The 24,446-nt window shown below is 64.9% G+C and carries 21 protein-coding genes; 12 read left to right on the plus strand and 9 right to left on the minus strand.

What is annotated here, in order from left to right; genetic code table 11:
* Positions 1 to 2 precede the first annotated feature (2 nt).
* The 4 genes from ACQUSQ_RS08730 to ACQUSQ_RS08745 all read left to right on the plus strand — a co-directional run bounded on the left by ACQUSQ_RS08730 (position 3) and on the right by ACQUSQ_RS08745 (position 6,133).
* Positions 3 to 1,664: a tRNA uridine(34) 5-carboxymethylaminomethyl modification radical SAM/GNAT enzyme Elp3 gene (locus tag ACQUSQ_RS08730; RefSeq protein WP_435068338.1), complete on the plus strand. Its 1,662-nt coding sequence runs from the start codon at positions 3 to 5 to the stop codon at positions 1,662 to 1,664.
* On the plus strand, positions 1,664 to 1,828 hold the full coding sequence (locus ACQUSQ_RS08735; protein ID WP_435068340.1) for a hypothetical protein: 165 nt from the start codon (positions 1,664 to 1,666) through the stop codon (positions 1,826 to 1,828). The genes ACQUSQ_RS08730 and ACQUSQ_RS08735 overlap by 1 nt, the downstream gene beginning before the upstream one ends.
* 81 nt (positions 1,829 to 1,909) lie before the next feature.
* Positions 1,910 to 5,581 carry a beta strand repeat-containing protein gene (locus ACQUSQ_RS08740; RefSeq protein WP_435068342.1) on the plus strand — a complete coding sequence of 1,224 codons (3,672 nt, stop codon included), beginning with the start codon at positions 1,910 to 1,912 and terminating at the stop codon, positions 5,579 to 5,581.
* A 27-nt stretch (positions 5,582 to 5,608) separates the two neighbouring features.
* On the plus strand, positions 5,609 to 6,133 hold the full coding sequence (locus ACQUSQ_RS08745; protein WP_435068344.1) for an acyltransferase: 525 nt from the start codon (positions 5,609 to 5,611) through the stop codon (positions 6,131 to 6,133).
* On the opposite strand, the gene ACQUSQ_RS08750 is transcribed toward ACQUSQ_RS08745, so the two are convergent.
* The 4 genes from ACQUSQ_RS08750 to aglJ form a co-directional block, all read right to left on the minus strand.
* Positions 6,130 to 6,912: a mechanosensitive ion channel family protein gene (locus ACQUSQ_RS08750; protein ID WP_435068346.1), complete on the minus strand. Its 783-nt coding sequence runs from the start codon at positions 6,910 to 6,912 to the stop codon at positions 6,130 to 6,132. The two genes, ACQUSQ_RS08745 and ACQUSQ_RS08750, sit on opposite strands and share 4 nt — an antisense overlap.
* Before the next feature lies 1 nt (position 6,913).
* Complete coding sequence (dacZ, locus tag ACQUSQ_RS08755) at positions 6,914 to 7,729, minus strand: diadenylate cyclase DacZ (RefSeq protein ID WP_435068348.1); 816 nt, start codon at positions 7,727 to 7,729, stop codon at positions 6,914 to 6,916.
* A gap of 85 nt (positions 7,730 to 7,814) precedes the next feature.
* Positions 7,815 to 9,119 (minus strand): phosphoribosylamine--glycine ligase, encoded by a 1,305-nt coding sequence (gene purD / locus ACQUSQ_RS08760; protein ID WP_435068349.1) that lies wholly within the window; start codon positions 9,117 to 9,119, stop codon positions 7,815 to 7,817.
* Between the two features lie 39 nt (positions 9,120 to 9,158).
* On the minus strand, positions 9,159 to 10,055 hold the full coding sequence (gene aglJ / locus ACQUSQ_RS08765) for an S-layer glycoprotein N-glycosyltransferase AglJ (RefSeq protein ID WP_435068351.1): 897 nt from the start codon (positions 10,053 to 10,055) through the stop codon (positions 9,159 to 9,161).
* A 136-nt stretch (positions 10,056 to 10,191) separates the two neighbouring features.
* Here aglJ and ACQUSQ_RS08770 point away from each other — a divergent pair, with 136 nt between their 5' ends.
* Entirely contained in the window at positions 10,192 to 11,346 is a 1,155-nt protein-coding gene (locus ACQUSQ_RS08770) for a glycosyltransferase (RefSeq protein ID WP_435068353.1), read from the plus strand.
* A gap of 6 nt (positions 11,347 to 11,352) precedes the next feature.
* Positions 11,353 to 12,396, plus strand: coding sequence for a glycosyltransferase family 4 protein (locus ACQUSQ_RS08775; protein ID WP_435068355.1), 1,044 nt, complete (start codon positions 11,353 to 11,355; stop codon positions 12,394 to 12,396).
* A 62-nt stretch (positions 12,397 to 12,458) separates the two neighbouring features.
* Here the strand turns inward: ACQUSQ_RS08775 and ACQUSQ_RS08780 are convergent, their stop codons facing one another.
* Both ACQUSQ_RS08780 and aglF read right to left on the minus strand, forming a co-directional pair.
* Entirely contained in the window at positions 12,459 to 13,115 is a 657-nt protein-coding gene (locus tag ACQUSQ_RS08780; RefSeq protein ID WP_435068357.1) for a hypothetical protein, read from the minus strand.
* A 70-nt stretch (positions 13,116 to 13,185) separates the two neighbouring features.
* Positions 13,186 to 13,944: a UTP--glucose-1-phosphate uridylyltransferase AglF gene (gene aglF, locus ACQUSQ_RS08785; protein WP_435068359.1), complete on the minus strand. Its 759-nt coding sequence runs from the start codon at positions 13,942 to 13,944 to the stop codon at positions 13,186 to 13,188.
* Positions 13,945 to 14,124: 180 nt separating this feature from the next.
* Between aglF and ACQUSQ_RS08790 the strand changes: the two genes are divergently transcribed.
* A complete protein-coding gene (locus ACQUSQ_RS08790) occupies positions 14,125 to 15,228 on the plus strand; it encodes a glycosyltransferase (protein ID WP_435068361.1) in 1,104 nt (367 codons plus the stop codon).
* Positions 15,229 to 15,234: 6 nt separating this feature from the next.
* Here ACQUSQ_RS08790 and ACQUSQ_RS08795 read toward each other — a convergent pair whose 3' ends face one another.
* Together ACQUSQ_RS08795 and ACQUSQ_RS08800 are read right to left on the minus strand one after the other, a co-directional pair.
* Positions 15,235 to 15,801 carry a methyltransferase domain-containing protein gene (locus ACQUSQ_RS08795; protein ID WP_435068362.1) on the minus strand — a complete coding sequence of 189 codons (567 nt, stop codon included), beginning with the start codon at positions 15,799 to 15,801 and terminating at the stop codon, positions 15,235 to 15,237.
* 56 nt (positions 15,802 to 15,857) lie between these two features.
* Positions 15,858 to 17,345 (minus strand): sulfatase, encoded by a 1,488-nt coding sequence (locus ACQUSQ_RS08800; protein WP_435068364.1) that lies wholly within the window; start codon positions 17,343 to 17,345, stop codon positions 15,858 to 15,860.
* Between the two features lie 102 nt (positions 17,346 to 17,447).
* On the opposite strand from ACQUSQ_RS08800, the gene ACQUSQ_RS08805 reads away from it, so the two are divergent.
* Positions 17,448 to 18,665: a glycosyltransferase family 4 protein gene (locus tag ACQUSQ_RS08805; RefSeq protein WP_435068366.1), complete on the plus strand. Its 1,218-nt coding sequence runs from the start codon at positions 17,448 to 17,450 to the stop codon at positions 18,663 to 18,665.
* Positions 18,666 to 18,668: 3 nt separating this feature from the next.
* Here the strand turns inward: ACQUSQ_RS08805 and ACQUSQ_RS08810 are convergent, their stop codons facing one another.
* Complete coding sequence (locus ACQUSQ_RS08810; protein WP_435068368.1) at positions 18,669 to 19,862, minus strand: glycosyltransferase family 4 protein; 1,194 nt, start codon at positions 19,860 to 19,862, stop codon at positions 18,669 to 18,671.
* Between the two features lie 126 nt (positions 19,863 to 19,988).
* Between ACQUSQ_RS08810 and ACQUSQ_RS08815 the strand changes: the two genes are divergently transcribed.
* From ACQUSQ_RS08815 to ACQUSQ_RS08830, 4 genes are all read left to right on the plus strand, one after another.
* Positions 19,989 to 21,101 carry a sulfatase-like hydrolase/transferase gene (locus tag ACQUSQ_RS08815; RefSeq protein ID WP_435068370.1) on the plus strand — a complete coding sequence of 371 codons (1,113 nt, stop codon included), beginning with the start codon at positions 19,989 to 19,991 and terminating at the stop codon, positions 21,099 to 21,101.
* Positions 21,098 to 21,994, plus strand: coding sequence for an alkaline phosphatase family protein (locus ACQUSQ_RS08820; protein WP_435068372.1), 897 nt, complete (start codon positions 21,098 to 21,100; stop codon positions 21,992 to 21,994). The genes ACQUSQ_RS08815 and ACQUSQ_RS08820 overlap by 4 nt, the downstream gene beginning before the upstream one ends.
* A gap of 70 nt (positions 21,995 to 22,064) precedes the next feature.
* Positions 22,065 to 23,612 (plus strand): alkaline phosphatase family protein, encoded by a 1,548-nt coding sequence (locus tag ACQUSQ_RS08825; RefSeq protein WP_435068374.1) that lies wholly within the window; start codon positions 22,065 to 22,067, stop codon positions 23,610 to 23,612.
* A gap of 111 nt (positions 23,613 to 23,723) precedes the next feature.
* A complete protein-coding gene (locus ACQUSQ_RS08830; RefSeq protein WP_435068376.1) occupies positions 23,724 to 24,368 on the plus strand; it encodes a class I SAM-dependent methyltransferase in 645 nt (214 codons plus the stop codon).
* Positions 24,369 to 24,446 lie beyond the last annotated feature (78 nt).

Genomic DNA, 24,446 nt, shown 5'->3' on the forward strand with positions numbered 1-24,446 from the left:
CCATGAGCACGGACACGCCGACAGAGGAGTCCGACGCCTTCCAGCGGACCTGCGAAACCCTCGTCGAGCAGATTCTCGCGGGCGACATCGAGCGCGACGACCTCGAATCCGCGAAACTCGACGCCTGTTCGACCCACTCCTCGCCGAAGGTGCCCAAAAACGCAGACATCCTGCAGTACGCCCCCGACGATAGACGCGACGAGGTAGAAGCGGTCGTCCGGCGCAAGCCCGTCCGCACCGCCTCTGGCGTGTCGCCGGTGGCCATCATGACCTCGCCGCACATGTGCCCACACGGGAAGTGTCTCTACTGTCCCGGCGGGCCGGCCTCGGAGTTCGGGAGCGCCCAGAGTTACACGGGTCACGAACCCGCCGCGGCACGCGGCGAGCAGAACGACTACGACCCCTACGGCCAAGTGACGCTTCGGCTCGAACAGCTCAGACACATCGGCCACCCGGTCGACAAGGTAGAACTCATCCTGATGGGCGGGACGATGACCGCCCGGAGTCACGACTATCAGGAGTGGTTCGTCAAGCGGGCGCTGGAGGCGCTCAACGACTACGACACGGACTCGACGCCGGACCCGGCGGAGGGTCAGAGCTTCGCGCCCGACGAGACGCCCCCCTTCCGCTATCTGGAGGACGTCATCACCGAGAACGAGACGGCAGACGTCCGCAACATCGGCACGACGTTCGAAACCAAGCCCGACTGGTGTGACCCCGAGCAGATAAACCGGATGCTCCGGCTGGGCGGGACGAAGGTGGAAGTGGGCGTCCAGACCACCTACGAGCGCATCAACCGAGAGATGCACCGCGGCCACGGCGTGCAGGCCTCAATCGACGCCAACCGCCGGCTCCGCGACGCCGCGTTCAAAGTCGGATTCCACATGATGCCCGGCCAGCCGGGGATGACCTACGAGATGTGTCTGGAGGACTTCGAACAGCTGTTTTCGGACCCGCGCTGGCGGCCCGACTACCTGAAGATTTACCCGACGCTCGTCGTCCGCGGCACCCGCACCTACGACATGTGGCGCCGGGACGACTTCGACCCGCTCGACAACGAGGCGGCCGCAGAACTCGTCGCGGAAGTGATGGACCGCATCCCGAAGTACACGCGGCTCCAGCGAGTGCAGCGAGACATCCCCGCCGACCACATCGACGCCGGCGTCTGGAAGTCGAACCTGCGACAACTGGCCAAACAGCGGGCCGAGGAGAAAGGCATCACGCCGCGTGACATCCGCGCCCGCGAGGTGGGCCACAACGACGCCGACCCGGACCCGGAGCGAATCGAACTCGACGTGCTCACCTACGAGGCGGGCGGCGGGACGGAACACTTCATCAGTTTCGAGGACCCCGTCGCCGACCTGCTCATCGGCTTCTGTCGGCTTCGCTTCCCGAACGACCCCGTGCGACGCGAACTCGACGGGGCCGCCTTGGTTCGCGAACTCCACGTCTACGGGAGCGAGGCGGGATTCGAGGAGGCGGGCGACGCCGACTGGCAACACCGGGGCTACGGGCGGCGCCTCCTCGAACGTGCCGAGGAGATGGCGGCCGACGCCGGCTACCGCAAGGTGAGCGTCATCAGCGGCATCGGTGCCCGGCAGTACTACCGGGAGAAACTCGGCTATCATCAGGACGGCCCGTACGTCTCGAAGCGACTGGACTGATGGTCTCGTCCGAGCGGTTGGTCTGGGCGCTCGTTCTCGCGGCGGTGCCGGCCACCGTCGCACTCCTCCTCAGTCCGCCGAACCTGTACGCGTGGGCCGTCGTCGGCGGCGCCACGTTCGTCGCCGCCTTTCCCGTGGCGTATCTCCTCGCGGGCCTGTTCTAAGCAGTTCCCCAACTCTTACAGGGATTCTCTCAAGAGCCACGGGTAGTGATTTAATCGATGTGGGGAGAGCGGTCCGATGTCATGGGAATCGAACTCGTAACGGTCCTCGTTGCGACAGTCGTCGTTCTCGGCAGTCTCGGCTCGCCGCTGGTCATGCCCGCGGCCGCGGCCACCGAGAACGTCTCGGTTCAGGACGGGAATGGAAACGTAATCGACACCGCGAGCGCCGGGCAGACGGTGTACATTCAGGCGAACGTCTCGGACGTGAACGGCACGACGGAGACGGCCGTCGTGTCGAACGAGAGCGGTGGCGAAATCAACGTCGAAGTGCAGGACAACGACAGCGACGGCGAGTACAGGGGGTCGTTCACCGTCTCCGCGTCGTCGACGAGCGACACCGACGACCGACTGCGGCTGAAAGACAATGAGACGGCCACCGTGTCCGTCGACCTCGACGGCCAAGGCGACAACGGCACGGCGACGGTCACGGCCGACTACGGCCCCAGTCCGACCGCAGCGACGACGCTCGACACCGACGAGAACGGCACCGTCGACGCCGTGAACGTCACGTTCGACGAGCAGGTGAACGGCTCGGTGGCGTACTCGACGGGTGATTTCACCGTCGACAACGCGACGGTGTCGGGCATCGCCAGCAACGACGGCGACGACACACTCCGTCTCGAACTCGGTTCGGCACCGGTGAACGACACCGGGGTCACGCCCGACGTGACGGTGGCGCAGAACGCGGTCCAAGACACGAACGGCAACGCCGGTCCTGCTGGGAGTTCGGAGACGGTCACGGCGAGTGACGGCGCGGCGCCCATCGCGCTGAACGCCTCGTATCGGGATGCGAACGCCGACGGGACGGTCGACCGAGTCGACGTGCGCTACTCGGAGGACGTGTCGGCGTCGTCCTACGCCGACGGCGACTGGTCGATACTCCAGAGCGGGAGCGTCGACATCGCCAAGGACAACAGCGGAACAATCTCGACCGACGAGGTGCGCATCGACGTCACCGGCGCGGCGAACACGACGGGCGGCGCCACGTCCCCGGAAGTCGACTACGCGGGGACGAGCGTCACCGACGGACAGAACGCCGCGCCCGCACAGACGCTCACAGTTGAGGACGGGGCCGCGCCGACGTTCGACGGCGTGACGACCATCGACGCCAATCAGGACGGCACCGTCGACAACCTGACCGTGACGTTCACCGAAGCGGTCGCGAGCGGGTCGGTCGACGCCGGCGACTTCTCCATCGGCACGGCCGACGGTCTCTCGGGGACCGTCTCGGGAGTCACCGGCGACGACGGCGACGCGACGGTGAACGTGACGCTGGACCACGGGGCGCTGGGCAAACAGGCTGATACGGGAGCGAATCCGACACTCGCGTACGCCTCGGGGACCGGTGGCGTGCAGGACGCCGCCGGAAACCAGATGGCCGACGTGACGTCCGACCCCGCTACTGACGGCGCGGCGCCGTACCCCGTCCAAATCACGATGACCGACGGCCCGACGCCGGACGGGACGGTCGACAGTATCGGGGTTCTCTACTCCGAGAACGTGTCGGCGAGTTCGCCGGAGGTCGGCGACTACTCGCTCGGCGGGAGCGACGCCGACGCGGTCACCATCGACAAGGCCTCCATCACCGACCAAGCCTCGTTGAACGACTCGGCGGTCGTCCTCAACGTCACCGCGCCGGCCAACGACACCGGTCTCAACCTGACGCTCTCGTACGACGCGTCGGCGGGAACGTCGGGGAGCATCACCGACGGCTCGAACCCGGCCATCTCCGTCTCGGACCTGTCGGTTACGGACAAAGCCTCGCCGCTGATGCAGTCGGTGACGACGGAGTCGCTCGGCGGTGGGACCGTGGACCTCCTGCAAGTGGTGTTCACCGAACCCGTCGACGACTCGTCCGTAGATACAGGGGACTTCTCCCTGTCGACCGGTCAAGTCGACTCTGTCCTGAAATCGCTCTCGGTAGATAACCAGACGACGCTCGAGGTGAGTGGCTTCCCCAACGACACGAGCGTCACGCCCGACGTGACTGTCGCTGACGGGGGGGTTTACGGCGCGTCCGGAGATTCGGAAGGCAGTCCGAAACAGACGCTGACGGCGTCCGACGGCGCACCGCCGGACATCATCGCGGCGACGACGGCCGACGGCAACGATGACGGGACCGTCGACCGCATCGACCTGACGGTCTCGGAACCCCTCGACGACAGCGCGTCGACGCTCGACGCGTCGGCGTTCTCGCTCTCGTCCGGCTCGGTCGATAGCGTCGACACCGGAACGGCGGACGACGACAGCCTCCAACTGACCGTCTCCGGGCTCTCGGGGAGCGACGCGACGCCCGACGTGACCGTCGCGGACGGGACGCTCGTCGACCCGCTCGGCAACGCCAACCTCGAATCGACGTTCACCGGGACGACCAGCGGCGCGGCGCCCGCAGTCGAGTCGGTGACGACGCTCGACCGTGACGGCGACGGCGACGTCGACGCCGCGAACGTGACGTTCTCCGGCGCTATCGACGACTCGACCGTCTCGGCCGGCGACTGGACCATCGGCGGCACGACCGTCGACTCGGTCGACACGCTGTCGGCGGCGGACGACGACCGAGTTCAGCTTCGACTCACGGGAACCGGGGTGTCGGGAACCGGCACGGCGGAGGTGACGTACACGCCGGGGTCGACGGCCGACGACAGCGGTAACCTCGTCGCCGCCGTCGACGCCGGCGACGTGTCCGAGGCGGACGGCGCGACGCCGGTCGTCACGAACGTCTCGGTCACGACCATCGACGGACCCACGCGCGTCCAAGTCGAAGTGACGGCCACGGAGTCGCTCGGCGACGTGAGCGTCGACCTGAGCGGCCCCGAGTCGGCGACGCTCTCCAGTTTCGCCGTCTCCGGGAACGGGCCGTACGTCCACACGCTAACCTACGACCCGTCCAGCGAGGGGCGGTACACGGCGACGCTCCAGACTGCCGCGGATGACGCTGGAAACGACGGTGCGTCGGGCCAGCAGAACTCGACTCGCGTCTCCTTCTCCGACGGCGGCGGCGGGAGTGCCGCCCCGTCGGCGCCGGGGTCGCTCACCTCGCGTGTCTCCTCCGAGACGGTCACCGTCTTCGGCGGCACCGGCGGCGTGACGTTCGACCTCGGGTCGGGAAGCGTCAGTCGCGTCGAGGTCAGCAGCGACGCCTCGGGGACCGGCTTCGCCCGCGCGACGACGCTCGATTCGCCCCCCGAGGGCGTCTCGGCGCCCGACGACCGGACCGTCGGCGTCGTCTCGATTCAGATGCCCGACGACTGGGCGACGACGCCCGCGACGCTTCGGATGAGCGTCGACGCGTCGGCGACGGACGTCGACCCCGAGCGACTGCAGGTCGTTCACTACGACGAGTCGACCGACTCGTGGGACATCCTCGACACGAGCGTCGACAGTCAGAGCGGCACGACGACTGTTTTGAGCGCCGAGGCGCCCGGATTCTCGACGTTCGCTGTCGTCGAGACTGAGCCGTCAGCGTCGACCACCGTCGAAGTGACGACGGCGACGCCTGACGGGAGCGACGAACCGGCGACGACCGAGGACGACGCCGCGACGCCGGCCGAGGATGACTCGGCCGCGGCGGGCACGACTGCCGCCGCAGAGCCGGCGGGGACGACGACGACCGGTGACGGCGCCGGCTTCGGCGCCCTCGCGGGGCTGGTCGGTCTCGTGACGTTGCTCGCGCTCGCCCGTCGTCGGCAGTAACAAGGTATCGGGGCGCGAACCCCGACCGTGACCGATTCGGACGCCGACTGGCGACACGACCGACTCGACCGGCACCCGGCCGCCGGGCCGCGCAACTCGCTGTGGCACTGGATGCGCGCGCGGCACCCGATTCGGGTCGCCCTGAACTATCTCGCCGTCTGGCTGATTCGCGTCTCACCGAGCCTCCGGCTGAAAAACTGGCTGCTTCGCCGCCTCGGCGCGACGGTCGACTCCGGCGTCGCGTTCGGCCTCGAAGCCACCGTCGACGTGTTCTGGCCCGAACTGGTGACCCTGCGGAGCGACGCCATCGTCGGCTACGACGCCACCCTCCTCTGTCACGAGTTCCTGCAGGACGAGTACCGCACCGGCGAGGTGGTCATCGGCGAACGAGCGCTCGTGGGTGCGGGCGCCGTCGTCCTCCCCGGCGTCGAAATTGGGGCCGACGCGAAAGTGGCGGCCAACTCGCTAGTGACGGAGGACGTGCCACCGGAGACGACGGTGGCGGGCGTGCCGGCGCGACCGGTCGAAGGCGGCGTCGACCGGCGCGACTAGGAGCGGATGCGGACGAAGCCGTCGGAAAACACCTTGCTGTTCGGGAAGACGTACTCCTCGCCGTCAGTTTCGACGTGAGTGACGAACAGGTCCATCTCTTGGACGATGCCGCGAACGTCGCCGACGCGAATCTCGTCGCCGATTGTGTAGGGTTGGTTGAGGAGGAGGTAGGTGCCGACGGCGCCCGCCGAGAGCAGTTGTCGGAAGGCAAGGCCGCCGAGGAAGACGAGTGCGAAGACGTACGCCGCGAGGAGGACGATGAGCGCTGCGGTGGCGACACCAACCTGTCCGAGTGCGATGAGCGCGGCCAGATAGAAGATGCTGTACTTCGCCATCAGGGGGAGAATCCCGATTTGGGGGAGTTTCACGCCGCGGAACCGCTCCGAGACGAGCAGTTCCACCTTGTCACCGAGGAGGATGCCCACGATGAGGACGACGATGGCGAAAAACAACTGGGGGAGAAAGCCCGCGACGGCGTTCCAGAACTGCGCGACGTACTCGATTTCCGCGACGGCGACGGCGGCAAACACCGCGATGCCGAACACGAAGTAGCCCGCGATGGCCGCCAGAATCTCGACGGTCGAGGTGCCGAAATCGCGGGCGGTGCGCTCGAAGGCCGTCCCCTCGATGGCGTCGGGGACGCCGATGCGTTCGAGCGTTCGGCGTGCGGCGATGCGGGTCAACCACCCACAGAGGATGCCGACGAAAAGCGTCCCGAAGGCGAGCCAGAGCCGAACCGGGACGGCGTTGATGGCCCGGCCGAGCGTGCCGCCCTGCATCTCAGTACTCCTCCGGGTCTATCTCCAGAATCAAGTCGCCGCCTTTGAACGCCCGCACCATGCCGTCCGACTCCGAGAGGACGATGGCGATGGCGTTGGTGTCTCGCGTGATGGCGCCGCCGGCCATGTGGCGCGCGCCGAGTCCCTTCGGAATGTCGACGCCCTCGGCCGAGGGTTCGAGATAGCGGTACGCGGAGACGATTTTGCCCGCGTCGGAGACGATGAAGGCGCCGTCGAGTCGCGAGAACTCCTTGAGCATCACGTTCACGATGGGGTCGCCGACGTGGACGTGACTCTTCTCGAAGGGGTTGTAACTCAGCGGGCGCGACTTGTTCATCACCTTGCCAGCGTCGCCGACGACGAAGAGCGCGCCGACCGGCTTCCCCTTCTGCCCTTTCTTTCCGAGGTCGATAGCCACCTCGAACACGTCGCGAATGACGCCCGGTTCGGCCCGCGAGTCGGTGAACAGCGCGTAGATGCCGGAGCGAATCGACTCGTCGACGCGCACCCGAATCACCGAGTCGGCGTCGACGTCGTCGCCGAACATCGAGACGGTGCAGGCGACGACGTCGCCCTCTGTCACGTACTCGTTCTCCATCGCACCCTCGATGCCGAATTTGATTCGGTCGCGGACGTTGTCGAAATCCAAGGGGAGTTCGACGAAGGCGTCGGCGTCGACCGTGTTCTCGGCGGCAATCACGACCCGGTCTGCGTCGACATCTGCGAATCGCTCGTAGTACGCCGCCGACGGAGAGAACAGAAACAGTCCGTCGACGTCGTCGACGAGGTCGCCGAGGGAATCCCGTAGCGTCGCCATTAACGGACCGACGCGTCGCGGCGAAATAAAGGTTCGTGACCCGTCACACGCCCGTCATACGCGTCTGCTTCCGTAATCGAGCGCGCTACTCGCGCAGGTCGGCCATGTGGTCGATTCGGCGCTGGACCAAGTCGGGCGTGCCGATGTCGTGACGGACGCGCAACCCGTCGCCCGCCGCCGCAAGCGCCGCCTCCGCAATCTCCTCGGCGGCCGTGATAGTCTCGTCGACGCCGACGACGGCGAAGGCCCGCGACGTGGTGGTGTAGAGGCCGTCCTCGCGGGCGTCGACGCTCGCGTAGAAGAGGAGGGCGTCGCCCGTCTCCGTCGCCGCCGCCGCGACGCTCTCCTCGTCCACCGCGATGTGGGCGCCCGATTCGGGGTCCGTCGGGTAGCCCGCGGGCACCGCGTACTTACACACCGTCGCCCGGTCGTCGAAGGCGAGTTGCGGGAGAGATTCGCCGTCGCGCGCCGCCGTCAACACGTCGAGGAAGGGCGTGTCGAGAACCGGGAGCGTGTTCATCGCCTCGGGGTCGCCGAAGCGGGCGTTGAACTCCACGACCCGAACCCCGTCGGCGGTGAGCATGAACTGCCCGTAGAGGACGCCCTTGTAGTCGGGGAGGGCGTCGACCGTCGCCTCCAGAATCTCGACGGCGGCGTCGTAGTCCGCCGCGTCCATGAACGGGAGCGTCGGTCCCGCGTCGCTGTAACTCCCCATCCCACCGGTGTTCGGCCCCTCGTCGCCCTCGTAGGCGCGCTTGTGGTCCTGAACGGCGGGCGTCGGGCGTACCTCGCCGTTCGCGACGAAGGCCTGCACCGTGAACTCCTCGCCGACGAGTCGCTCCTCCAAGACGACGCGGTCGTAGTCTTCCTCGCGGAGATACGCCTTGGCTTCGGCCTTGGTCACTTGGTCGCCCGTGACGCGGACGCCCTTGCCGCCGGTGAGACCTGCAGGTTTGACCGCCAAATCGCCGTCGTAGGCGTCGATGTAGTCGCAGGCGGCGTCCATATCCTCGAACGTCTCGAAATCCGGACAGCCGGGGATGCCCTCGTCCTGCATGAAGCGTCGCTGATAGGCCTTGTCCGTCTCGATGCGAGCCGCATCGGATTCGGGTCCGAAAGTGTAGATACCGGCGTCGTCGAGGGCGTCGGCGACGCCCGCCGCGAGCGCCGACTCCGGGCCGACGACGGCGAGGGTCGCGTCGATTTCCTCCGCGAAGGCGACGATATCCTCGACGTCGCGTTCGTCGACGAGCCGAATCTCCTCGGCCAGCGCCGCGATGCCGGGATTGCGGTTACTCGCACAGGCATAGAGGGTTGCGTCCGGCGTGACCGCTCGCGCGATGGCGTGTTCCCGCCCGCCGCCACCGACGAGAAGGACTGTCTCTGACATAGTGGCACAACCCCGCGGAATCGGCCTAAACGTTGCCCTTTACTCCCGTTCCCGCAGTTGCTCGCGATGGAGCGAGAGTATCAGGTCGGCGAGCATCCCGAACATCAGGAGTTGGACGCCGACGAGGATGGCGAAGCCGGCGACGACGGCCAACACCTCGTGAGACACCTGTCGCGTGACCCACTCGACGGCGACGTAGATGGCGACGAGAACGCCCGCCACCGTCGACAGCGTGCCGAGGCTCCCGAAGTAAAACAGGGGGTTGTTCGTCTTCGCCCGCCGGTAGAGTTCGAGGAAAATGATTCCGCCGTCGCGAACGGGGTGGAGGTTGGTGTTCGACCCCGCGGGCCGGGGGTAGTACGTCACCGGCACCACCGCCGTCGGGATGTCGCGTTTGGCACACTCGACGGCCATCTCCGTCTCGATGCCGAAGCCGTCGGCGGTCAGGTGCATCTGGTCGAACGATTCGAGGGTGAACGCCCGGTATCCAGAGAGGATGTCGTCGAACGACTCGCCGTGGATGAAGCCGAAGGCGCGGTTGATGAGGCGATTGCCGATGCGGTTGAGTCGCGTCATCGCGCCCGAGCGCATGTCGGCGAATCGGTTGCCGATGACGTGTTCGGCCGTCCCCGACCGGAGCGGTTCGAGCATCGTCTCGGCGTCGTCGGCGCTGTACGTGCCGTCGCCGTCGAGCATGAGGACGTTCGGCGCGTCGACGTGTTCGGTCACTGCCTCTCGGACCGCCTGCCCCTTGCCCACACCCGTCTGCTCGACGACGCGCGCCCCCGCCTCGCGAGCGATGGACTGCGTGTCGTCTCTCGACCCACCGTCGACGACGAGGATGTTCTCGTACCCCGCGTCGCGGAAGTCTCGGACCACGTCGCCGATGGTTTCGGCCTCGTCGAGGGTCGGAATGAGGACGCAGACGGAGTCCATTGTTGGGATTGGGACCCGGCTCGATAAAAGTGGTTCCGGAACACTCTCGAACGAGAGAGTCGCTCGGAGCGTCGGCAGACGTGGCGAAAACTCCCGAACCGTCGGTGTTTTTATTCTGGTCATTGAAGGGGGAGGTATGCGAAGGCTCGTTCGGCGGCTCATCGCCGCTATTTCCGTACTTCTCTCTCTCACTGGCCTCCCCTACGCCGTGTATCTCCTCTTGGCAAAGGTGTGGAATCCGCAGGGGTCGCCCGCCGAGAAACGCCCGGCAGAGCCCGCCGTGAGTATCGTTCTCCCGACGTACAACGAGGAACGCATCATCGAGAACAAACTCGAAGACATCGTCGCCCTCGACTATCCGATGGACCGAGTCGAAGTCGTCATCGTCGATTCGAGCGACGACGGCACCCGCGAGACGATTCGGACGTTTTTCGCCGACCGTGAGACGCCCGAACTGACGCTCATCGAGGAAGACGAGCGGCGCGGGCTGGCGCCGGCGCTGAACGACGCGTACGCCGAAGCGTCGAACGAGATGGTCGTCAAAACGGACTGCGACTCGAAGCTCGCGCCCGACGCGCTCCGCGAGGCCGCCGCGAACCTCGCGGACCCGGACGTTGGCGCCGTGACTGGCCGGAACGTCGACGTACTCGGCGGCAGCGACGTGGAGGAGAGCTACCGCGACGTGCAGGCGACCATCCAGACGCTGGAGTCACACCTCGATTCGACGCTCATCTTTCACGGGCCGTTCTCCGCGTTCGAGAACGACGAGATAGTGCCGATAGACCCCGATTCAATCGCCGACGACACCGAACTCGCTCTGAAGATTCGAAAAGGGGGCAAACGCGCCGTCTTCGACCCGGCGATTCAGTACAAGGAAGCGTCGCACTCGGAGTTCGGGAAGCGCCGCACACAGAAAGACCGTCGGGCGATGGGACTGATACGCCTGCTGCTCCGAAATCGGGATATGCTCGGCGGCTATGGCCTGTACGGCCGAGTCGTGCTGCCGTTCAACTGGTGGTTCATGCTCGTCTCGCCGTGGCTGTTGGCCGGGGGCATCGCGCTGGCGACGGTGGCCGGCCTGCTCGCTGGCGGGGTGTTCGGCGTGGCCGTCCCGGCGGGGGTCGGTCTGTTCACGCTCTTGGGGTCGCGAGACCGGCTGGGACCGCTTCAGCCCATCTACGCCGTGTTCGATACGCAGGTGTCGCTGCTCTTTGCGGCGATAAAGCTGTGCCGCGGCGAGGGGTCGGCCATCTGGGACGTCGACGAGGAACTTCGCGACGCCTACGAGTGACTGCCGATGAAGATTCTGCAAGTGACGCCGCGGTATCCGCCACAGTCCGGCGGCGTGGAGACACACGTCGCGGAGATATCCGAGGACCTCGTCGAACGCGGCCACGAGGTGGTCGTCGTCACGGCCGACGCGGGGCAAGACGGCAAACGGCGGGAACGCCGTAACGGGGTTTCGGTCCGCCGATATCGGGGTGTCGCACCGGGTGGGGCGATGCACGTCTGTCCACAGATTTCGGCCGCGGTCCGCCGGTCGGACGCCGACGTCGTCCACGCGCACAACTACCACTCGTTCCCGCTGTTTTTCGCCGCGCTGGGCGCGGGCACGAGTCGCTTCGTCGTGACGACACACTACCACGGCGGGAGTGCGAACTCGCTTCTGGACCGGCTACTGTCGCTGTACCGGCCAGTCGGTCGGTGGGCAGTCCGACGCGCGGACGAGGTCGTCGCCGTCAGCGAGTGGGAGCGCGACCAGTTGGCGTCGGATTTCGGCGTGGACGCCACGGTGATTCCGAACGGGATAGACGTCGAGCGATTCGCCGACGCCGACCCCGTCGAGCGAGAGCGGCCGTATCTACTGAGCGTCGGCCGTCTGGAGGCGTACAAGGGCGTCCAGCATCTGCTCAGAGCGATGCCCGAACTCCCGGAGTACGAGTTGTTGGTCGCCGGGAGCGGACCGTATCGAGGGGAACTGGAACGAATCGCTCACGAGGAAGACATCGAGGACCGAGTCGAGTTCTTGGGCTACGTTGACGAGGAAGCGTTGCCCGGGTTGTACGCGGGGGCCGACGTGTACGTGACGTTGAGCGAATTCGAGGCCTACGGGATGACGGTTGCAGAGGCGTTGGCCGCCGGAACGCCGTGTGTCGTTCGAGATGCCGGTGCGCTGAGCGATTGGGTGGCGGCCGAGGGCGTGCGTGGCCTCGGCGAGACGGACCCACTGACAGTGGCACGGGCGATTGGTTCGATAGACGGTACTCAGCCGTCGCCGACCAGACTCGTTTCGTGGCAGGAAGTGACGAATCAGCTTCGTCGGGTGTACGAGTCACCGTGACGTGCGGCCCGAGGCGACGCGATTGCGAGAGCGGCTGACGGACAGGAATTGGTGTGTCAACCTCAAACCGGGGTTCGGCTGGCGACGACTACCTGCTTCTCCGGTGGCGCCCCCGGTTTGTGCTGTCTGGTCTCGACATTCGAATACTCAGGGGTGAGTCGGTCCACGACGGCATCCGTCGGAGCGCCGTGAGCAGGATGTGTCTCGACGATGACGGTCGTCGGCCACGTCCCAAGACCATCTAATATTTGCAGCTCTGCACCCTCAGCATCCAGAATCAGAACATCTCCCGTGGCCAGATCAGCTGGAGAGATTCGTTTCGCCCCCTCAGCAGACCCGAAGACGTTGACAGCTTCCCCGACAAGGGCGTGTTCGACCGAAATTCGAGACCTGTCACACTTGTTCACCTCCAGTGTTGTTTCTGCCTCCCGAATCATCTCGCTAGCTGCTTCGTATCCGGTGACGTGTGTTGCACCGGCCCAGACCGCATGGATTGCGCTGACCCCACGGCCGAGTCCGACGATTTCGACTTCCTGTCCCTCCACATGTTCGTGGATTGCATCGAGTAAACCCTGTTTGTAGTCCGGGTCTCGTGCTTCGAGGTCAAGGAGACGAGCGTTTTTGACAGAAACTCCTCGATATATTGCCCACGTTCGGGGTAAATAATCTCGAATGGTCCGGTTGTAGATGTCTTGAACTAACCGATAGAAGGCAGACATACTTCGAATCACCTCGCTCAGGAAAATAACTGTTTCCCAAAGGTACGAACCTCAGGAAGTACGTGTTCGGTCAGGAGTCGGTCGACGAGCCTGACTCGTCATCGAGGGTGTCCGCCATCTCGTCAGCGAGGCGTTGCTCAGCCTGTTCGCGGTCCTCGGGATAGCCGACGTCGATGCGCCAGCCGTCGAGTCGGATGGCGTCGATGGTGCGTCCGGACTGGATGAGGAGGTCGATGGCGTCGGGGAGTTCGTACTCGCCGCGGTCGGAGGGCTGGACGAGATGACACGCGTGGAAGATGGCCGGCGAAAACGTGTAGAAGCCCGTCATCACGAGATTCGACGGCGGGTCGTCGGGCTTTTCGAGGACCTCGATAATCTCGCCGTACTTGTTGGTGTTGCACACGCCGTATCGCGAGGCTTCCTCCATCGGGACCTCCTCGACGAGAAAGGCGGCGTCCGCGCGGTCTTCCTGCTGGCGATTGACGACGTCGCCCAGATTTCCCTCGAAGATGTTGTCGCCGAGCATCAGCATGAAGTCGTCGTCGACGTACGGCTCGGCGGTGAGGAGGGCGTGAGCGAGTCCCTTCTGCTCGCGCTGATGGGCGTACGTGATTGGGACGCCCCGGTACTCGTCCCCGTAGCGCTCCATAATCTGCTCTTTGAGGTAGCCGACGACGACGATGAACTCCTCGACGTCGAGGTCGATGAGGTCGTCGAAGACGTGTTCGACGAGCGGCGTGCCGTCGACTTCGACGAGGGCTTTCGGCGTGTCGTCCGTGAGTGGGCGGAGACGAGTCCCTTTGCCGGCAGCGAGAACGACTGCTTGCATATCCCCCTAGAGCAGTTTGGAGGGGTAAAAAGGGTCGAAACGGTGACGCGGACCTGATAGTTATATCCGTTCGGGCGAACTCCGTGCGACAAATGCCATCGGTAACCGGGTCGAACGGCTCGTCTGCGACGCGAGAGACACGGAATGGAAGGGCCACGTTCTGCCTCGGGGTTCGATACGATGGGTGAGCCCCACGTCGCGCTCGTCACTTCGTGGAACCGGAAAGGCGGCATCGCCGACTACAGCGAGCGGTTCGCCGGCGCGTTACGCAGAGCCGGCGCGGAGGTGACGCCGGTCCCTATCGAGCACTCCGACACCGCGAATCCCCGCCGGTTCAACCGCATTCTCGACCAGATTCCGTCGGACGCAGACGTCATCCACGTCCAGTTCGAGGCGGGCCTGTTCGGACGACTCGGAATGAGCGGCGTCTGCGCGCCCTCGTTCTTCCGGGCCGCCGCGTCCATGACACCACCGGTCGTCACGACGCTTCACGAAGTCCACCGCACCCACTCCCATCAGAATCCGATTGGGGACCGGCTGTTGCGAGCCCGGGATTTCGTCATCGAGCGCGCCGCTATCCGGGCCTCGGAGCGGACCGTCGTCCACACGAAGACGGCGAAAGACATTCTGACGGACCGCCACGGCCGGGCGGAGCGAATCGTACAGATGCACCACCCCGTCGAAGTCGACGCGACGCCGGTCGACCAGTCGACGGCGCGGTCGGAACTCGGATTCGACGGGCCGCTACTGCTCACGTTCGGCTGGATAGAGGAGAAGAAAGATTACGAGCAGGTGGTCGACGTGCTTCCGGACCTCCCGGAGGCGCAGTATCTGATTGCCGGTGAGCCGAGAGACGAAGCCGCTGGCGCCGTACTCGAACGGACGCTGGACTTGGCGGAGCGGCGGGGCGTCGCCGACCGGGTCCATCACCTCGGCTACGTCGACGACGACGACGTGCAAACGCTGTTCAGCGCCGTCGACGTCGTCGTGCTTCCCTACAACCGGGTGAGTCAGAGCGGGACTCTCAACATGGCGCTCGGCTACGAGCGTCCGGTCCTGACCACGGCGCTCGACCCGTTCGAGGAGCTACGGGCGGAGTTCGGCTGTCCCGAGACGTACGAAGGAACGGACGAGTTAGAGCGAACACTGGCCACACTTCTCTCCGACAGCGAGAAGCGAGCCAACCTCTCGGAGCGGGCCGCGGCGTACGCGCGGGAACTCACTTGGGACCGGTTCGGCGAGGAATCGGTCGCCCTGTACCGTCCCATTTTCGACGCCGACTGACCCCGATTACTGCCGCTTGAGCGCCTGAATCGTGACCGCCCCCGTCACGAACGGGACCTGTGTTAGTGCGTGGGATAGGGCGGCGTTGCTGACGGTGAACGAGATGCGCCGCGAGCCGGCGACGATGGTCGGCGCGCTCAGTTCGGCCCACGTCTCGACGTCCCACTCGAGGTCCGGCCAGTACTGCTGGCTCCCGCCGTCGAAGTACCGACGAACAGCCGGGGTCGTGCCCCCGGTGCCTCGGTGTGTGAGGTCGGTCTGTGCGGATATCGTCCCGGCGTGTGGCAGTTCGATGTGCAGCAGTCCTCCAGCGCGGAGCACCCGGTCGCACTCCCGGAACAGGAATCCGACGCGGTCCGGGGGGATGTGTTCGAGAACCTGAAACATCACGACGACGTCGAAGGATTCGTCGTCGACCGGAATCCGGTCGCGTCCCACGTCGACGCCGCCGACGTCGATGCCGTCTACGTCCTCTCTGATGTCCATGGTCGTGTCCGCTTGGGGGTACGGCGACTCGCCGGCCCCCAGTTCGAGGACCTGCCCCTGACGCGCACGTTGGTGTAGATTCGCCATCGCTTGCTGGTGTCCTCTCTCCCCGGTGCTAAAACATCACCGTCGCGGACCGAACGTCATTCCATGTATCCGAGTTCTCGGAGCCGGTCCTGTACGTCCGCACCCGTCTCGCCCTCGAAGTCGAACGAGCGGTCCGCATCGGTGCGCCGATACCGGTCGTGATTGTCGGCTGGCGTCCCGACTAGCTCGGTGATGCGGGTCTGGAGCTGTTCGACCCGCTCACGATTGTCGTCGGCGATGTCCTCCGTCTCCGCCTCGTCGGACACCATATCGTACAGTTCCACGCCCGACACGGCGTTCCAGAGCAGCTTCGTTCCGTCCGTCACGAGCGCGCACTCGTACGCCCCCCACTCCGCTTGGTCGACGTTCGGATACTCCTCCCACGGCACGAACGAAAGCTGTGTGTCGAGCCCGTAGTACTCGACGAGCGCCTCGCCGCGCGGGTCGAGTTCCGTCTGCTGTCCGTTTCCGAGGTCCGTCAGATGCTGGCACAACTGTTTGAGTTCGGCGACGCCCGTCTCCGTTCGCCCCGTCTCCCACGGGTAATTTATCACGAGCGGGACGTGACAGACTTCGTTGTACACGCGACCCTGATGCCCCCAGAGGCCGTGTTCGCCGAAGAAGTCGCCGTGGTCCGAGATGATGACGAAGACGGTGTTCTCGGCGGAGCCGTCACGCTCCAGAAACTCGTAGAACGACCGAATCAGGTCGTCGACGTAGGCGATTTCGGCGTCGTAGAGACCCTTGAGTATGTCGCGCCGGGCCGGCGAAATCTCGTCGAGGCCGAGCGTCGCGCGCACCGAGGAGTATTCGAGCGCCGCCTTGATTTCGTCGAACGACACGTCATCGGGGAGGAACCGGCGGATGTAGTCCCGTGGCGGCCGATACGGGTCGTGGGTTTCGACGAAGTTGAGAAAGAGGAAAAATGGCTCGCTGGTGTCGCGAACGACGGACTTGGCCCGTTCGATGGCTTGCTCCCCGCCGTCGTCGTCCCACCATCCCCAGTCGCGTCTCTTTTTCCGGTAGAGCTGTGCGCCGCCGTTGACGATGCTCTTGTAGGACGGATGCCGGAGCAATAGTCGCAGAAAGTAGGTGTATTTCTCGCGCTCGGAGTCCCACCCCTCTTTGTTCCCGTATTCGGACATCTTCTCGGTGACGGGGTCGTCCTCAAAGACGAGGTCACGCGAACCGACCGACACCATGTCCACCTCGTCGAAAGCCTCCCCGATGCCGAACTGGTCCGAGACGAGATGCGTCGACACCGCACGGGTCGCGTAGCCCGCGTCGTTCAGGTTCGAGACGAGCGTGTTCTCGTCGATACGCTGTGACCAGTCGACAGCGCCGTGTTCCGAGGGGTACTCGCCGGAGAAGATAGACCCGTACGACGGCAGGCTGAAAATCGAGTTCGAGAACGTCCGCGAATACCGGACGCCATCGGCCGCGAGACTGTCGATAAAGGGCGTCGTCGAGTTCTCGTGACCGTAACAGGAGAAGTGGTCCGCTCTCGCGGCGTCGAGAAGGAGAAAGACGATATTCGGTGGCATAAGCCCGCATACTTGACGTGCGAAGTTGTATATTCCGGTTGCCTCACTGCCGGTCAGAAAAACCCAAACACTCACTTCCGCACTGTCACAATGGCCCGTAAGATGGCCCGGGATTCTCTCTCGATTCTCGTTATCAACGACTACTGTGACGTTCGAGGTGGGGCAGAGGAGATACTTCACTTCCAGACGGAGCTTCTCGAATCGGCCGGACACGACGTGACGACGGTCGGATTCCGCCGCCCCGGTGGGGACTGCGAAGAAGTGACCGACCACGTGCTGACCGAGTCGTCGAACCGCGTCCGCCGCATCGCCGAGAAAGTCGTGTTGCAACCGGGGATATATCGTGACCTCCGGCACCTCCTCGATTCCGTCTCGCCGGACGTCGTCCACGTTCACAAGAACGTCAACTACCCGACGACGGTCCTCTTGGCCTGTCGAAACTACCCGGTCCTCAAAACCCATCACGACTTCACGAACGTCTGTCCCTCGGGGTGGGCGGTGTATCAGGACACGAACGAAATTTGTCCCGGCGGACCGGGGCCGAAATGCGTGCGTCACGGCTGTAAATCCGCGGCCGAGATGGCGATGTACCACGGCCCACGCCACGCCGCGCGGCTGCCGTTGCAACGGCGAGTCATCGATAAACACGCCGCACCGAGCCGCGCACTCGGGGAGTATCTGAACCGGTTCGGCCTCGACACGCAGACGCTTCCCAATCCCCGCTCCCGGAAGTTCGACCTCGACCCGTCGTTCGAGGCCGGCGAGGAGTACTTCGCGTACGTCGGGACCCACGCCGAGAAGAAGGGGATTCAAAACCTCGTGCGGGCCGCGGAGTGGGTGGCCGAGGAGCGCGACCGGTCGCTCCGGGTCCGGATTGCGGGGGACGGCCCCCTCAGGGAACAGTTGGCGACTCGAATCGAGGACGCGGGTCTGGGCGACCACGTCACCCTCGAAGGCTATCTCTCGGAGGCAGAACTCCGGTCGCTGGTCGCGAACGCCCGCGCGGTGGTCGTCCCCTCGATATGGATGGAGAACTTCCCGACCGTGATTTCGGAGGCGTTCTCGCTGGGTCGGCCGGTGATTGGAAGCGACCGTGGCGGCATTCCGGAGATGCTCGACTTCGGGGAGCGCGGCATCGTGTACCCGGCAACCGATATCGAGCAACTGGGGACCGCGATGCTCGAACTCCTCGATGACCCCGACCGGGCGGCCGCACTCGGGCGCGCGGGCTACGAGTACGCCGCGTCGGACCTCGACCCAGAGCGCCACCGGGAGGGACTCGTCGACCTGTTGCGCTCCGTGGCCGGCGACCGCACGTGACCCTCAGTCGCCCCGGTCGAGCGGTCGGGACCAGCCGTCCAGAAACGACTGCGCCACGCTGTCGATGTGGAACCGCTCCTCGACGTTCTCCCGGCCGTTCGCCCCCATCTCTCGCCGCCGGTCGGGAGAGTCGGCCAGTTCGCGAAGCGCCTCGGTAACGTCGTCGACCGACCCCTCGGGCGCTAACATCCCGTCGACGTCGTCTCGGACGACCCACGGAATCGCGCCGGAGTCGCTACCGACAACGGGGAGTCCGGAGCTCATCGCCTCCGCATACGCCACCCCGAAGTACTCCTCCCACGTCGGCGTTTCCAGCGAGTGGAGGGCGAAGACATCAGCCGATGCGTACGCCTCGTGTATCTCCTCGTGTGGAATCTGCCCGTGCAACGTGACCGTATCTTCGAGCCCGTGTTGGCTGACGAACGTCTGCAGCCACGACTCCAGTTCGCCGCTGCCGACGATGTCCCACTGGACGGCGACGTTCGTCTCGTGGAGCCGCTGCATCGCTTCCGCGAGCACCTTGTACCCCTTCCGTTCTTCGAGCACGCCGACGCTGAGAACGGTAACTGAGTCGCCGTCTGGGCGCGGCTCCTCGTAGGAGAACAGGTCGGTGTCGACGGGGTGGCCCGTGTACACGGCGCGGTCGTCAGACGCGTCGAGATACCCCTGCTCGACGTAGCGGTCGTGAGTCATCGGGGAGACGAAGAGAAATCCGGATGCGTAGTCGACGACGGCCTCCGTTTTGGCGCGTGGCACGATGTTGGGGAGGTGTTTCGTCGCCGACGCGCGTGACACGAGCGGCGTCCCCGTTTCCCGACAGGCCGTGTACGCCGCGTGCGCGCCGGGGTACAGCGTCGGGTCGGCTGTCTCCACCACGTCGAAGTCGGCCGCCCGAATCACGGTCGCGAGTTCGGAGAACGCGGGCATCACGACGCGGTCCGCGCCGGTGAGTCGCTTCGTCCCCTGTCGCCACAGGTGACGGCCCCGTTCCAGATACGTCTGCGAACAGGTCGCTACCTCGACGTGGTCAGTGCGTAACGAGTGACCCTCCTGAGCGATGACGGTGATGTCGACGTCTCGCTCGCGGACGAGTTGCTCGTAACACCGCAACTCGCCTTCGAACGCGGTGTTCGCGCGAGCGTCGACGGGCCGGGCGATGGCCACATCCATGGTGGGTGCGATGGAACGGGCGGGCATTACAGTATCGACTCGGTCCGTCGACCGACGACGGCCCAAGTATCGGCCGACTCGCGAGTTGCTGTCAGGTGCGACAAGGAAAGAGTTAGGTTGGTATCGGACCTACGCGCAGCTAACGAGGGAGCTATGGACGACAGAACACTTCTGGTCACGGTCGATTCTCTCAGAGCCGACCATCTCGAGCATATGCCGGCCACCCGCTCATTTCTCGACAAGTTCCACGACCGGGCGTTTGCGGCCTGTACCGCGACGCTCGGGTCGTTTCCCAGCATCATCGGCGGCGAGTACGCCACCGACGGGGCGCTGACAGCCGGCACCAGCGTCGCCAACGAGTTCCAATGTCACACCGTCGGCATCACGACGAATCACCTCCTCTCGCCGCCCTACGGCTACGACGAGGGGTTCGACGCGTTCACGTCGCCTCACAACGACGAGACGACCAGCGTGCTGAAGGAGACGCTGGCAAAGCGGTTCACGATTGGCAGTCGCCCGTATCGGCTCGCAAACCGACTCTGGGGAGAGATTCAGAACGTCCGCGAGTCGCTCGGCGGGGTCGAAAAGTCGTTCCGACCGGCCGACAGCGTGGTGTCCGAGTTTCTCGACAGCGTCGAGCCCCACGACGAGTGGTTCGGCTGGCTCCACCTGATGGAGCCACACTACCCTTACGACCCCGATGGAATGTCGTTGAGCCGCGCCAAAGCCCAACAGCTCACCAGAACAGTGATTTCGGGGGACGGAACGGACGAGGAGGAAGAGCGCGTCCGGGAGTTGTACCGACAGGAGGTCGAGGAACTCGACGAGCGCCTCGCGACGCTCTGGGAGTCGATTCCGGACGATACGCGCGTCGTGTTCTGTGCCGACCACGGGGAGATGCTCGGCGAGGACGGTCTGTGGGGGCATCCGGGCGAGCCGCGGTCGGAACTCCTCCGTATTCCCTTCGGAACGCGGAACGCGCCGTCCGTCGGGGAAGTCGTCTCTCACGTCGACATCCCGACGATACTTCTCGGCCGTGAACACGGTGCGGGAACGTTCGACCGCGCCACCGCCTTCGCGACGTACGCCGACATGAAAGCGGCGATGAACGCGGAGCACATCGCCACCACCGACGGCGTGTGGACCTTCGACGGTGACACCGCCGAGGACCCCGACCTAACCCGAGAGCTGGAGCGGTTCGAGAGCTCCGGTGTGATGAAAGAGGACGCCATCCGCGACGATCTGGAGGCGCTCGGCTACGTGTGACTCTGGTAGTGTTGGGGCTCGACGCGCTCGATGCCGGACTGATAGACCATTTCGGTCTCGACGGCTTCAAACTCGAAACGTCGGCCGAAATCGAGACGTACGCGTACAGCCGGGACGTGCCGTACACTCTGGAGGTCTGGCCCTCAGTCGCGACGGGCGTTGGCCCGGACGAACACGGCATCGTCGACGCCGGGACGAGCGAGTGGTCCAACCCCGTACTCGAACTCGGGTCGCGCGTCACCGGCCGTCTGGCCGAGGGGACCAGAGGAAAGCTCGGTCGCCTCGTCAGAAACTACACGGGCGAGCGCGAGCAGTTGGCGACCACCGACGTAGCGAGTATCTTCGACGAGGAGGGAGCCGTGGTCCGCAACTGGCCGGGCGTCCACGGGGGGTCGGACCTCCAGTACGCGTGGGACCTCATGTACGACGTCGCCGAGGACATGCCGAAAGACGAGTTCGAGCGGAAACTGCTCGGTCTCTGTGCCGAGCAGTTCGGCTGGGCACGGGAGATGCTCCACCACGAGGTCCGACTCGCCGGCGTGCACATTCACACGCTCGACGCCGCAGGACACGCCTACGCGGGGTCGGAGTCGGATTTGGAGGCCATGTATCGGCGGACGAGCGAGTTCGTCGCGGAACTGGTCGCGGCGCTCGGCCCGGACGACGACGTGCTCATCGTGAGCGACCACGGCATGCACACGCCCTTCTACGACGGCGAACGGGGACACTCGTGGCGGGCGTTCGCGAGCACTACGGCGGATTCGGTGCCGGAAGACGTCATGGACGTCGCCGACTGGGTGCGGACGCGGCTCCCGGAACACGACGTTCGACCGGACCGCGACGACGTCGACCTCCCGATGCAGGAACTCCGGGACTTGGGATACGTGGAGTAGCCACCCGTACGCGGCCCAACGCGTATCGAGAGTCGGAAGAAATAACATCGCCAGCGGACGATACCTCGGCATGATAATTCTCGGGTTGGACGGCGCCACGCTCTCGCTGTTGCGTCCGTGGGCCGAGGCGGGCGAACTGCCGACCTTCGAACGGCTGTTCGAGGAGAGTGTCCACGGCGAACTCGAGAGCACCGAGCCACCGGTCACGATTCCGGCGTGGCTGACCTTCGCCACGAGTCGGACTCCGGAAGACCTCGATATGTACGGGTTCACACATTTCAACCGCGAAACTCGTGAACTCGAACTCACCCACGACGAGTACGTGTCGGGAAAGCTGTGGGACGTGGTGAGCGACCAAGGGGGACGGTCGGTGGTCTTCAATATTCCGGGGTCGTACCCGTGGCAGGAGATAGACGGGACGATTATCGCCGCTGCGCCCGAGTACAAGGAATCGTACGCCTATCCGGAGGAGCGCTGGGACGAACTCGTCGACCTCGTGGACGGGTACAAACTCCGTATCGACGCCGAATCCGGAACCGACGAGTACGTCGAACAGGGACTCGACTTGGTCGAGAAGCGGTTCACGGCGTTCGAGCATTTCATCCAAGAGGAGGACCCCGACCTTGCCGTCGGCCTGATACGGGCGACCGACCGCATCGCACACCACTACTGGGACGAGGAGGTGTCCGAGGACAACGACCTGCTCGACGTGTACAGGGCCGTCGACCGTCGGCTCGGCGAATTCCTCGACCGTCACGAGGACGAGAACGTGGTCATCATGAGCGACCACGGCTTCGAAGCCATGGACACGTACTTCGCGGTCAATCACGTCCTCGAACAGCGTGGCTTCGCGACGCTCACCGAGAGCGGCAGTACCGGGCGCGCGGCCCTCGGAAAGTTGCGCGTCGCCGCGCGGCGAGCGCTCTCGAAAGTCGGACTGCTCACGTTCGTCCGGCGCCACGTGCCCGAGGAGACGGTCCGGAGCGTCCCCAGTGGGAGCACGCTCGGCCTCGACAACGCCCTCAGTCTGGGCCGCATCGACTGGGACGAGACCGTCGCGCTCGCCGACTCCGGGGGGAAGACCGCTCTCATCTACGCGTTCGAGGACGATGCAGACGAGCGTGGGCGCGTCCTCGACGAGATAGAGTCGGCACTCGGAGACGCCGCTGCCGCCGCAGGGATAGACGTGACGTTCACGCGCACGGAGCGGACGGGCGTACACACGCCCGACCTCAAGATGACCGTTCGAACGAGCGGCGTGTACACCTCCTCGCGATTCGACGTCGACGGCCCGGTCTTTCACGAGGATTCGAGCGGCCACGCGATGAACGGCATCTTCTTCGCTCAGGGTCCCGACTTCAGAGACGGCACCCTCGCCGACGCACGCCTCATCGACGTCGCGCCGACCGTACTCCACGGACTCGGGATGCGGATTCCGGAGTACATGTCCGGTACTGTTCTCGACGTGTTCGACTCCGAGAGCGACGCCGGACAGCGAGAGAGTGAACGATACGAGTTCACCGGCGAAGACGCCATCGCCGAAGGAGGGGTGTCGGGCGACGAAGAGCGCGAGACGGAGGTCAAAGACCGACTGCGGGACTTGGGGTATATCGACTGACGAGTCGACAGAGGGATGGAAGCAGTAGATTAATGCTCGTGCCGGCGTACCGGAGTATAAGAACTCCGATACATCCCGTATTTCACCGGCGTATCGGAAGATGAGGCATACATGAGCGTCAAATCACGCAACAACGAGCGAAAGATAGAGGCAAAATACTCCGTGATGGAACCACATCTTCACGGGAAAGTGCTACACATCGGCTGTATCGGACCGGGAGTGGATGAGAGCTTGGACTGGTTCCACCGCTGGCTCGGGACACAAGCCGAAGAGATCGTCGGTATCGACCTTGATGAAGAGGGCATCGAACGAGCCCGAGAGGAGGGGTATGACTGTCGGGTTGAGGACGCACAGGACTTCGACCTCGGCGAGGAGTTTGATACAGTCGTCGCGGCAAACGTTATCGAACACCTGAACTGCCCTGGAAATATGATCGATTCTGCGAAGGACCATCTCACGGATGAGGGGCAACTCGTCATTACGACGCCACGCACGTTCACGCCGCAGAATCTGCTCCGAGAGCTACACGGAGGCATCGACCCCAATCATGACCATGTCGCGTGGTATTGTAAAGAAACCCTTCGTCACCTGTTGAATCGATATGAGTTGGAGATGACAGCCTACGAAGCGTGGGGTTTCGACCGTGTCGGCGTGACACCCCTCGATAGGGCATGGCGGCAGGTAGAACGAATACTCGCTCGGGTTCCGGGACTTGAGAAGATAGACAAGTATCAACACTTGGTCGTGGCGCAGTAAGCCCTCTCCGACGACTGATTTCTCGCTCTCGTTCGAGAGTGGTAAGGCTCATTTAGATAGATGACAAGGGCAGTGATA

Source organism: Haloplanus sp. C73, assembly GCF_051195115.1.
Classification (GTDB): Archaea; Halobacteriota; Halobacteria; order Halobacteriales; family Haloferacaceae; genus Haloplanus.

Excerpts from the sequence above, each read along its gene's own strand:
- ACQUSQ_RS08730 (WP_435068338.1), top strand. The coding sequence starts at position 3 with ATGAGCACGGACACGCCGACAGAGGAGTCCGACGCCTTCCAGCGGACC.
- ACQUSQ_RS08735 (WP_435068340.1), top strand. The coding sequence starts at position 1,664 with ATGGTCTCGTCCGAGCGGTTGGTCTGGGCGCTCGTTCTCGCGGCGGTG.
- ACQUSQ_RS08740 (WP_435068342.1), top strand. The coding sequence starts at position 1,910 with ATGGGAATCGAACTCGTAACGGTCCTCGTTGCGACAGTCGTCGTTCTC.
- ACQUSQ_RS08750 (WP_435068346.1), bottom strand. The coding sequence starts at position 6,912 with ATGCAGGGCGGCACGCTCGGCCGGGCCATCAACGCCGTCCCGGTTCGG.
- dacZ (WP_435068348.1), bottom strand. The coding sequence starts at position 7,729 with ATGGCGACGCTACGGGATTCCCTCGGCGACCTCGTCGACGACGTCGAC.
- purD (WP_435068349.1), bottom strand. The coding sequence starts at position 9,119 with ATGTCAGAGACAGTCCTTCTCGTCGGTGGCGGCGGGCGGGAACACGCC.
- aglJ (WP_435068351.1), bottom strand. The coding sequence starts at position 10,055 with ATGGACTCCGTCTGCGTCCTCATTCCGACCCTCGACGAGGCCGAAACC.
- ACQUSQ_RS08770 (WP_435068353.1), top strand. The coding sequence starts at position 10,192 with ATGCGAAGGCTCGTTCGGCGGCTCATCGCCGCTATTTCCGTACTTCTC.
- ACQUSQ_RS08775 (WP_435068355.1), top strand. The coding sequence starts at position 11,353 with ATGAAGATTCTGCAAGTGACGCCGCGGTATCCGCCACAGTCCGGCGGC.
- ACQUSQ_RS08780 (WP_435068357.1), bottom strand. The coding sequence starts at position 13,115 with ATGTCTGCCTTCTATCGGTTAGTTCAAGACATCTACAACCGGACCATT.
- aglF (WP_435068359.1), bottom strand. The coding sequence starts at position 13,944 with ATGCAAGCAGTCGTTCTCGCTGCCGGCAAAGGGACTCGTCTCCGCCCA.
- ACQUSQ_RS08790 (WP_435068361.1), top strand. The coding sequence starts at position 14,125 with ATGGGTGAGCCCCACGTCGCGCTCGTCACTTCGTGGAACCGGAAAGGC.
- ACQUSQ_RS08795 (WP_435068362.1), bottom strand. The coding sequence starts at position 15,801 with ATGGCGAATCTACACCAACGTGCGCGTCAGGGGCAGGTCCTCGAACTG.
- ACQUSQ_RS08800 (WP_435068364.1), bottom strand. The coding sequence starts at position 17,345 with ATGCCACCGAATATCGTCTTTCTCCTTCTCGACGCCGCGAGAGCGGAC.
- ACQUSQ_RS08805 (WP_435068366.1), top strand. The coding sequence starts at position 17,448 with ATGGCCCGGGATTCTCTCTCGATTCTCGTTATCAACGACTACTGTGAC.
- ACQUSQ_RS08810 (WP_435068368.1), bottom strand. The coding sequence starts at position 19,862 with ATGCCCGCCCGTTCCATCGCACCCACCATGGATGTGGCCATCGCCCGG.
- ACQUSQ_RS08815 (WP_435068370.1), top strand. The coding sequence starts at position 19,989 with ATGGACGACAGAACACTTCTGGTCACGGTCGATTCTCTCAGAGCCGAC.
- ACQUSQ_RS08825 (WP_435068374.1), top strand. The coding sequence starts at position 22,065 with ATGATAATTCTCGGGTTGGACGGCGCCACGCTCTCGCTGTTGCGTCCG.
- ACQUSQ_RS08830 (WP_435068376.1), top strand. The coding sequence starts at position 23,724 with ATGAGCGTCAAATCACGCAACAACGAGCGAAAGATAGAGGCAAAATAC.